Here is a 10,169-nt window from a genome sequence, read left to right as displayed (position 1 = left end):
CGTGCAAAGCACGAAACTCATAGCAAAAAAACGCTTTTATTTTTTGCTATTTCTAAGCCGCCTATGTGGCGGTGAACCTATCAATGCTGGTGAGTTTATCAATGCTGGTTTTCTAAGCCGCCTATGTGGCGGTGAACCACTCATTTCATCGTTAATAATATCACTAGCCTTTCTAAGCCGCCTATGTGGCGGTGAACGAGATCACTAGCACTGAATGTTCAGGGTTGTCTTTCTAAGCCGCCTATGTGGCGGTGAACATTATTATGCTGAAAATCAAGTTAAATTAGGTTTTCTAAGCCGCCTATGTGGCGGTGAACAGTTTTTAACATGGGGGCCGCTGGATAATAATTTTCTAAGCCGCCTATGTGGCGGTGAACCTGTTAGATAAGGCTAACGACCAGTGATAACATTTCTAAGCCGCCTATGTGGCGGTGAACAAAAATGACATTTTTGGATGCCTTGAGTGTGATTTCTAAGCCGCCTATGTGGCGGTGAACGCATTAGTACCTCGAATTTTAACCGCGATTGTTTTCTAAGCCGCCTATGTGGCGGTGAACGGTGTAGACATTATGATAACGCCGAAAGTCATTTTCTAAGCCGCCTATGTGGCGGTGAACGGCAGGATTCAACCGGAAAAGGGCTTGATTCATTTCTAAGCCGCCTATGTGGCGGTGAACATGTTTGAAGAGGGTCTATTTTTTCAGGAGGTTTTCTAAGCCGCCTATGTGGCGGTGAACTCACTAATGCAATTAGCGTTCGGATCATTGCTTTTCTAAGCCGCCTATGTGGCGGTGAACATAACTCATCTGGCTGTAATTTTTCGATAACTTTTCTAAGCCGCCTATGTGGCGGTGAACTATGACAGTTTAACACAAAAATAAGTTACAACAATCAGTTAGCGTAAAAATCGTATTTTACCCTTATTTAAATCACTGGAGTATAACTTATTGATTTTTACGCATGTTGTTAAAGAGCAAAAATAAAGGGTATTTTTTATGACTGCTATTCAATGCAATAACAGCCATAACGTTGCTTTAAAACCAAGGCTAAAACCAAGGAACGGTGGCTTGTTTATCCGCTTGCGCAAAGCTCAAACCATAACAGTCAAAGGTACCAAACAATGGCTCATTCACTCGCTCCATCTGAATAAATAATGGAAACTGGCTGCTTTTATCGGGTGAGCGCCGCTTAGTTTCTTGACTATGCAGAAAAATAAACGGTAAATCACAGTTTGCTTGTGGTTTCGTTTTGGCTAATTGCTGCAAACTTTCCGCCATCGATAGGCCAGACTTATCAGACCAACGCTTGGCTTTTTCCTGCATGTCTTTTTCAATCCGCTCAGGGCTTTTGACATTTTTGCGTGAAAAACGCACATATTTTACCGGATCAGGCACCGCTTTAATGCCTTTCACATGGACATAATCGTCAAGTCGATTGAGCCAATTTGCAATATTTAGTTGCTGCAACTGATGCTGCTCTGTTGCAAATAAGCGTAATTTCGCCCCCAAAGGAAATCGAGTCTGTTTAAACTCAGGAAAACTCACCGCAACGGCAGATTGATTTTTATCCAGCTTATTATCCACTAAGGCAATATGCACTTGTTGAAAGACTTTCGGCCAAATAAAACTAAGCGGTATGTCAACCTCCGGCAATAAGGTGATATCTTGGTAATAGTTCATGGTTATTGATCCCTTTACACTTAACTACTTATCGCTTTCACCAAATACGCCACCACGGACAAGAATAGCCATCACGAAATGTTCATCTTCAATACGTTCAAGTTCAGCACCCCGCGCCCATTTATCAAAGAAAGTATAAAAATCTTGCTTGTCTTTAGGGGTACGGTAGGCTTTACCTAAATTGGTTACTGCGCCGTAGGGCTCAATGGCAATCGGCCCAGCTGACGTTTCAACATCATCAAATTCAGGATACCAAGTATCAATACTTCGCAGTGCATTACCGACTTTTTGAGAGTGCATCGCAGCAATCTCTTTTACCGCATAGAGTATTTTACTCTTTTTGCCTTTACCTTTATCAAGCACGAGCTCTTCGCTTGGGTATACTTCTTGTGCTTTACCTATTTGCACAAAACAATTTACCTCTAACATTAGAAAATCATCTTCACTGGCAAGGGCCTGAGCAATTCTCTGCCCTAATTCAACCACCTTGGGCTCATCATAATTAAAATGCTTAGTCGAAAACTGAGTCGCATCAAAGACCCATGATTGTTTTGTATCTTTATTGAGCGCATTGACTTGAACTTCGATATTTTCGGCCCCTACACGGTTACGCCATAAAAAACGCGCGTTGGCAATATTTAGCGCATAACGTTTACCCAACTCTTGAAAACCGTCTTTGCCAATATAATCACGCACTGCACTGGCATAACTTTGCTTAAATAATACATTGTTACAGGCTGACGGCTCTTGTACGCCACCTAATACTTTTAAGGTAAAGTGCAGTTTTAAGGTGTCTTGCTCTGGCGCTAATGCACAACTGTCTACCGTTTGTAAATTCGCTTTCTCTACTTCTGCATTTAATTTAACGGGATCGTTTTTTATCGCGGCTTTTAAACGGTTCGAAATCGTTCCTCGCACTGACTTTTCCATTAATGACAAGGGCGTAGCAAGACTACGATCATCCCATTGGGTACCATACATATAAGCATCTGATGGTACGAGTTTCTTTTCAAATGCCAATACTGATACTGTGTCTTGATTTTTAGCCATGATAATTTCCTTTTAATAATTTAGGTTATGCGTAATAAGCGTTTTCAATTTCTTCTTCTGTTTGCGGCACGCTATTATTTTGAGCGCAAAGGTATAAATGACGGCTTAGATCTGTCTGATAACGCCATAATATTTCATCTATTGCATTAATCTTATGCGGCATTTTAAATTCACCTAAGGTCACGACGCTTTCTGCAAAGCGATGAGGGACTTCTGGATCTCGCTGATTTTTAGCTGTGCCTAAATCAGTTAACCCCTGAAAACCTGTGGCAATGGGGACTATCCAGCCAGCGGATTGCCTCTGACTATGCCAAGTCACATTTCCCTCTTTATCTTGCTCACAATGATGATGAATGCTCAAATGATCCAATAAGGCATCCATTGCATCTTGCCCTTGTTCCATCGCTTCTATCATTAAATCCCGTCGTTCAATGAGTGCGTAACCGGGCATTAGCTTGCAAGTCAGGCGTTTTAAATCACTGCTATTATTCAATTCCACTTTAAAAAACTCAGGTTGTTTAAAGGCGATAATATCTCCACCCGCTATTTTCATGTAGCTGTTAAGTAGATGAGCTATTTTTTCTTGGATCTGCACTTCATCTTCTTTGTCTATACCTGTATATTCAACCACTAAGGAAACGTCTAAATGACAACGTGCTTCTTCAATAAAAGCACTTCTTGCACCTGTTTTATCTAATGGATTAGCCGTACCAATAATGGAATGAACAAAGTCTCCCACTCCTTTGTGAGTTTGTAGATCACATTGATGGTTAATCACTGCTGCACCAATCAATTTAGCCGAGTCAAAACCGTGCGCATTTAATTTTCGCTGTAAAGCATGCACAGCACCTAACCATGCCGTCATAGCGGGAAAGCCTATGGTAAACGGGCTAGAAAGCGCATTAGCGTTATGCACTTTTAAGTGTGGTAATAGTAATAAGCGTTTTATATTGCTCATTTTAAAAACTCCCTGTTTTGCTCAACAATATTTACAAATAGTAAATACTCCTCCTCGCCTAATGTTATTGCTTGTTTGGCTAATACTTTTTCATAACTACGGCCAATCCAGCGAGATATTTCATCGACTAATGTATCTAACCATTGCTCAGCGGTTTCTCTTTCTTGCTCAAAGTCACTGTGTAACCAAGTTAACTGATGCCCAGCAAGCAAAGAAGATGCTTGATGGTATTGATTTTGTGAAACCGCACGCACAGCCCACATTTTTTCAATGAGTAAGTCCATAATATTTTGAAGATAACGGTCTCGCGCCTGACGAATATTGATATTATTATGCTCGCTCTTAAATAGCTTATGCAGCGCTTTAAATGTGTCGGCATAATCATATTGTTTTAATGACTCAATAAAAAAGTCACCTTTGGGAAAATGCACATGACGCTTTTCAATACTGGGCGGTAATGACGATAATAAATGGGCTTTACCTCCATTTTGATTATTCAATACACTGATATTTTGCGGCTTAGTCCCTCCATAGCCAATAGTGGTTAGTCCGTAAATTTCACTATAACCTTGCTCACTAAACCCATTATTCTTTTTGAGTTCTCTTAGCGCCTTAGTCTCATCGGAAAAACGCAATTTATCGAGGCGAGAGCGTAATTGATAAACCAGACCAGAGTTCGTTAGCAATGACAATTGATGATATTGCTGTTCGTCATCTTCAATAGGAAAGTAAACTTGTTTTATTTTCCCGCTCGTGATCACTTCAACATCACTTTCCACCATGGCAAGAAAGCCCCTCTTCAAGGCTTGATAACTTGCCGAATTAATAGTTAATAAGGTTTGAGCAAGCTCGGTATCCTGTTGAATATGATTTAATAATGTCGTGCCATCATTCATTATTAAAGTCAGAAATTTATAAACATCCAATGCAGCCGCATTACCTAATGCATCGGTCGCGGCAACAACATTACCTGTTTTTAGAAAACCATCATGGCTATGATTAATAGCTGCCAATACTGACGACACATAACCATTTTTATTTTTTCGCGAACTCGGATGGCTAAAAGTACAAGGGTGGGTAGAAATGGAAATTTGTCCCGCCCTTCTTGCCGCATTGGGTAACCATTCATTTAATGAAAATTGCAATTCACACGCTTGTTTTAGCTCATTGACCTCATCAAGGGCCATTGAAGGTTTTATATTCTTCTTTAACCATGCTTCTTTTCGTTCGTTAAAGAAATTAACGATTGCGGGATCTAACATTGTGGCTTTCCTTGTCTTAATCGATAACATAGAGATTAACTTAAGCTCGCATTTTGATCAACACCAGTTTATATATTTATTAATAACCAATATAGATATAAATTAAAATCACTGTTTTTTAAAACTAAAAATCTTATAATGGAAAGCTGCCGCACAGGCAGCTTAGAAAAGTTTATATATATATTATTGCTCTATGTTCACTGCCGCACAGGCAGCTTAAAACAGCCTAGAGGCTATGCGTCTAGGCTGTTTTTTTATCTTCGTATTAAACCAAATTGATCGTTATATTCATATGCAGCATTATCACGATCAACAAGGTTAATTTCTCCATAACGCAATGAAACTTGCCCTTTAGTCTTTAACCATTCATTATCTTGATAATTTGACAGTAAGCTTTGATAATCTCGTTCAAACCAGAGGTTATTCTTTTCCAATCTTGTTAGCGGCACATGGGTAATATTGAGTATGCCTTCACGATTAATCGCCTGATGAGTTTCATCGAGTAGCGGTTTGCCTGCTTCATCTTTTTGAGTGAAATAACACGCATCATAATCCGCGTTATAAAACAAAAATAAATTAACGCTCGCTTCGCTTTGTCTAAAAGGGGCTAACGCTTGCGGTAATGCGGTTAAGTACCAGGTTTCTGTTAAATAACCTTGCAGGGTGTTTGCTCCACATGCAGAAAAGTTTGTCAGTTGCATCGCCGTTACTTGATGCTCTATGAACGCTAAAAGCTGCTTATCTGCTTGGACTGGCACTTTTATCCTAGGAATAGCATCTAACCTTTCACTAAGGCGCGCTTCATTCGTTAATTTACTAAGATCATGTTGCTGTAATGTTTTATCCCAACCGCTTTCATACCCAGGTTGGATAAAGTATTGCCCACCTAGTTTATCGTTAGCGTTAAAGGCTTTAATGTTATATTGCATTATACCAATATTGGTATGCTCCACAGCAGAAGCTCTGTGGCGACGCACACGCCCAGCCAGTTGCACAATGGAGCGATAAGACGACGGCTCTACGATGGCCCAATCAAAGTCATGATCACGCCCGACTTCTTCAACAGGTGTCGCCACTAAAATAAAAATCATATTTTGCGTTACATTCTGTGTAAGATCAGGTGAATGCTTGCTTTGCTGTTGAAGTTTATCAAGATGATTACGAATAACAGGATCACTAAAGGCCAGCTGAGCCTGATCGGGCTTTTCTTTTCGCTTTAATACGCTATCAAGGTGTTTTTCTTGCTCATGACGCAGTAACAGCACTTGCTGACTATGATAAGCCATCACTTTTACTTGCGTATTTTCTTGATGGCTATTGTGACTAAAATCTGCCTGTAATAAGTATTTGGTTAACGCGACGCAAGGCGAAATATTTGCAATACGCACTACGCCAAATGACACCTTTACCCCCGTTTTTAGATCTATACTATGTTGCTGCTGATGCTTAGTTAAAATAGCTTGCTTTACGATGGCAAAGTACTGCTCAGTTTTTACTTGTTCAAGTGACACATTACCATGATGTGATAAATGGCTATCAACGTCTCTGGCACCTAGAACGTCACTAACATCTGTAACGAGTGGACAGGCAATAATGTCCGCTTTACGTTTAGCCACTTGTTGCTTTAATTTAGTAATACGTTTTTCAATAAATTCATCATGGCGCTGCTGATAATGTTGCAATGCATTATGGCTGTCGATAATCTTAATTGACTGAACACTTGTGCTAAATTCATCAATCCACGCACAACCTATTTCAGCGCAGGTATTAAGCCTGCTATTACTGAAGATCTGCCAGCCTTTTTTATAGGCATTAAAATAACCACGGGCTAAATCGGGCGGAATGGTGGCGGATGAGATCATCACTTTGCGGCCCAACATACCCGCTAAATGGATTAAACGACCAATGGCAATTAAATCATTCCCAGTAAAATCATCTATTTCATCTATTACGAGATCGGAAGACATTAATCGCAAACAAGGCAATATGTAGCGGCCACCACGCTTGGTTTCTGTCGCTGCCATCATATGATCTATCGTACAAGCGAGTACGGGCGCATATAAAAACTGCCTATCCTTATCGCGAGTTAAAACTGTAGTTAATCTCTCTTCTGGTAGTTCACAGTCGTAATCAATAAATTCATCAAGTAATGCTTGTTTAGATTCTGAGCCTAAAATCTCTTCGGTGACTTCATCTTCTGTTAAACGTTTTTGACTTTGTGCTGCATTGTGTAGTTCAGCCACAGCTCTTGAGCCGATTAATACCGCTAATTGTGTTTTTGATAAACCGATCAAATTTCGATATTCATCACCTGTTTGCAGGGTTAATGTGCGCAGCCCAAGCGCTAATATGTAACGTAAACTTTTACCATCTTGTGATAACGCACGCATCACTTTAGCATTAGCGAAGGTTTTACCGCAGCCAGTGCTAGCCATATTGACGGCAAAGAAGCCTGTTTGTTCTTTTCCTTGCTGTTTCTTCCAATCCATTATTTTAGTAACGGCTTTATCTTGCCATTGGAAAGGTTTGGGACTTGCCGCTCTTAATGTTTGAATATTGCTTGCCACTGGCAATTCAAATTCAAAAGCGGATAATAAATGTGCCGTATTGAGTGCACTTCTAGCCACACCCACTAAATGCTCATCCAACTTTTGCTTAAATGCATGGGTATTCCTATCAGTATTGGCAAATAATCCTGTATTATTTTGCCAATTTTTTGCAGCATCTTGTGATGAGTAAAAATGATCGCCTAACATTACACATAAACGCGCATGATGTAACACTAACCGATAGCTGCCATCTTTCATCGCTGACTCAAGCAAAGGTAAATTGTTCGTTAAACTAGTCGCCCAACGCTGAATCTGTTTCATCCATATCTTTGATTGACTTAATAAGCCCTTTGGAAATTCAAAGCAGTTTTTTACCCGCTTTTGATACTCTTGCCGATCATGATTATTTTGATAACCCCACTCTTTGGTTATGCGCTCAAGCATTGAGTCGATATCAGGCGCTTTTTCATCTCGCCAATCTGTTTTTGTGTAAGGTAAGCGATGATGAGATACGATTAACCAAGCGATTAACTTCGCCGCATCAGATAGTTGTGCTAAAGGGCGTTCTTCTTGCGCCTTAACAGCCTCTACTAATACTTGCTCTGATAACTCACCTTTACTTAACTCAAGCAACCATGTTTTATCTGTTTTGGTATTGACCAATGCATTAAGCAATAATACTGAAATCCATTCATGCCTGATGGGATCCCCTTTAAATTTATTTTTGCTATTTGGGGTTAATTTCTCTTGAAATAACTTTGACGCTTTACCCCAGTCATGAAATAGGGCCGACAAGCCGACTAATGATTTAATTAACGGCAGGTAATGCCAATCATTTTCAACATCTGTATTTAATAGGTTTTTTCTTGTGGTATTCACCGCCACCACACCCTCACTATTAAACTTATTTTTATTGCCCACTACCCACAAAAACTGGGAGCGACTGCGAGAGCGTAACCAATGGCAACTGACGGCTGTGCTGCGACTGGCGGTTTTTCGCAACATTTTTTTAACTGTCTGTAAGCCGTCTTCGGTGATCAAGGTTTGCCAAGTATTATCCCCAATGCGATTAGCAAAGGCGTCCAATACTCTACGAGTCTTTTTAAGGGCATTCTTTTCGCATTGGCTGACAAAGGTAACCATCATAATGAACCACCTTCTATCGCTGCAATTTCTTGTGGCGTTTTCGCTTGCAGCGCGATGGCTTTTACGGTATCAAACATAAAATCCAGCGCCTTGTGATCCGTAAAGGCTTGTAGTACTTGTTGACGAAACTCTTGCTCTTTAGCGTTTTCTGATGCGCAAATAAACGCCCATGGTAGAACGAGTGCGTCTTTAATGAGATCGGCCACATCGAACACTAAAGCGCCGCGGCGAGTTTTGCCATGCATGACTGCAAATCCATGGGGGATCCCAAGTACCCACAAGCAACTGGCGGCTAAGCCATAGGCTAAATAGTTACCATGATTTAAAAAATCATTGGCTTTTTGCGTGAGGGCTTGGGGGCTATTTTTATCCGTTTGATGCTGTCGTTTAAACCCCGTTAATTGGGTATTATTAGCGGCAAACTTATACAATGCTTTAGTGAGTTGCGCTTCCGTTAATAAGAGTTCAGATGACTGAGTCGCGGCATGGGTTCTTGTATCAAAAACATCAAATGCGGCTTGTAAGCCTGGCTCGCTCCATTCAAAACCCTCACTCTTTAAGTCTTTATCTTTAGACCAAATTTTTTGAAGGTACTGAATACGGGCTTGTTGAAATGCTTTTCCAACGGCTAAACGTTTAGCGTCATCAAACCAAAAACTTAGCCAGCCTTGTAGATACTCTGTTGGGCGGTATTCACTTTGCGGCGTAAACCACTCAACTTCACAACCCATGTACAAAGGCGTACTGCCACCACCACAAAAACCAACCAAGACGCCAGCTTGCGCCAACATGCGCATTGCCGCTTGGGTAATAGAAGTGCCATTTCCCAACAGTAATACAGTGGTATTAGCAATAGGAATATTGAAATACTGATTCTCTTTGGCCGTTTCTGTAAGGTACAGCACACGGCCATCTTTTTGCATCACGCGGCAGTATTCGAGGTAATACATATTGGTACGTTTTGAGTGCAATATAGCTTTTAGGTCTGTTGCCGATAAATTATCCATTTTTAATCCTCTCTCTGTGACGTCCCTGTTTACGACTATCACATCAAACTGCTATTACCGCATCACGCTTGTGTTAATGCCAGCCACTCATCTATACCAATCATAAAGATAATCGAGTGATATAAAACAATCTGCGCTCAACAAACATATCGAACACGGTAAGTTATCAAAGTATTAACAATACTCACTACTAATAATGTGGTTTTTGTGAGCTCAAACAGATAGGAATATAACTGGAAAGCAGCTCCTCACTGAGTAGGTTCATTACGACTAATTAATTGAATTATAAAAACCATTGCTTTATCTCATTGATAATTTTGAAACACATCAAAATATACCGCCCCATGAATTACCCAAGGCTCTAAGCCTGCTTTAACCCACTTGTTAGCAAAACTAATCTCAAAGATGCAAGTATTGAGATCCGCTTGATGGTTAGGGATGGAGGGATCTTTTTTGTATAGCTGTTTTTTGGGGTTGTTGTTACGCACCACTTTAAGGGCGTCTTTCATCTCGCCTAA

General features: G+C 40.4%; 7 protein-coding genes and 1 CRISPR repeat array. All 7 genes read right to left on the bottom strand.

Annotation, left to right across the window (positions count from 1 at the left end):
* Positions 1-49: 49 nt before the first annotated feature.
* Positions 50-857: a CRISPR direct-repeat array (repeat unit 28 nt; unit sequence TTTCTAAGCCGCCTATGTGGCGGTGAAC).
* Between the two features lie 189 nt (positions 858-1,046).
* The 7 genes from cas6f to Q0976_RS03640 all read right to left on the bottom strand — a co-directional run bounded on the left by cas6f (position 1,047) and on the right by Q0976_RS03640 (position 10,160).
* Positions 1,047-1,679 (bottom strand): type I-F CRISPR-associated endoribonuclease Cas6/Csy4, encoded by a 633-nt coding sequence (cas6f, locus tag Q0976_RS03670; protein ID WP_299491069.1) that lies wholly within the window; start codon positions 1,677-1,679, stop codon positions 1,047-1,049.
* Positions 1,680-1,703: 24 nt separating this feature from the next.
* Positions 1,704-2,729, bottom strand: coding sequence for a type I-F CRISPR-associated protein Csy3 (csy3, locus tag Q0976_RS03665; RefSeq protein WP_299491066.1), 1,026 nt, complete (start codon positions 2,727-2,729; stop codon positions 1,704-1,706).
* Positions 2,730-2,754: 25 nt separating this feature from the next.
* On the bottom strand, positions 2,755-3,687 hold the full coding sequence (gene csy2 / locus Q0976_RS03660; RefSeq protein WP_299491063.1) for a type I-F CRISPR-associated protein Csy2: 933 nt from the start codon (positions 3,685-3,687) through the stop codon (positions 2,755-2,757).
* Positions 3,684-4,949, bottom strand: coding sequence for a type I-F CRISPR-associated protein Csy1 (gene csy1, locus Q0976_RS03655; RefSeq protein WP_299491060.1), 1,266 nt, complete (start codon positions 4,947-4,949; stop codon positions 3,684-3,686). Before csy1 ends, csy2 begins: the two co-directional genes overlap by 4 nt.
* A gap of 254 nt (positions 4,950-5,203) precedes the next feature.
* Entirely contained in the window at positions 5,204-8,644 is a 3,441-nt protein-coding gene (gene cas3f, locus Q0976_RS03650) for a type I-F CRISPR-associated helicase Cas3f (RefSeq protein ID WP_299491056.1), read from the bottom strand.
* Entirely contained in the window at positions 8,641-9,651 is a 1,011-nt protein-coding gene (gene cas1f, locus Q0976_RS03645) for a type I-F CRISPR-associated endonuclease Cas1f (protein ID WP_299491055.1), read from the bottom strand. Before cas1f ends, cas3f begins: the two co-directional genes overlap by 4 nt.
* A 305-nt stretch (positions 9,652-9,956) precedes the next feature.
* Positions 9,957-10,160: a hypothetical protein gene (locus Q0976_RS03640; protein WP_299491053.1), complete on the bottom strand. Its 204-nt coding sequence runs from the start codon at positions 10,158-10,160 to the stop codon at positions 9,957-9,959.
* Between the last annotated feature and the right edge of the window lie 9 nt (positions 10,161-10,169).

It is taken from the genome of uncultured Shewanella sp., assembly GCF_947501665.1.
In the GTDB taxonomy this organism is placed as follows: domain Bacteria; phylum Pseudomonadota; class Gammaproteobacteria; order Enterobacterales; family Shewanellaceae; genus Shewanella.
This window is presented reverse-complemented; position numbering and strand designations above follow the sequence as displayed.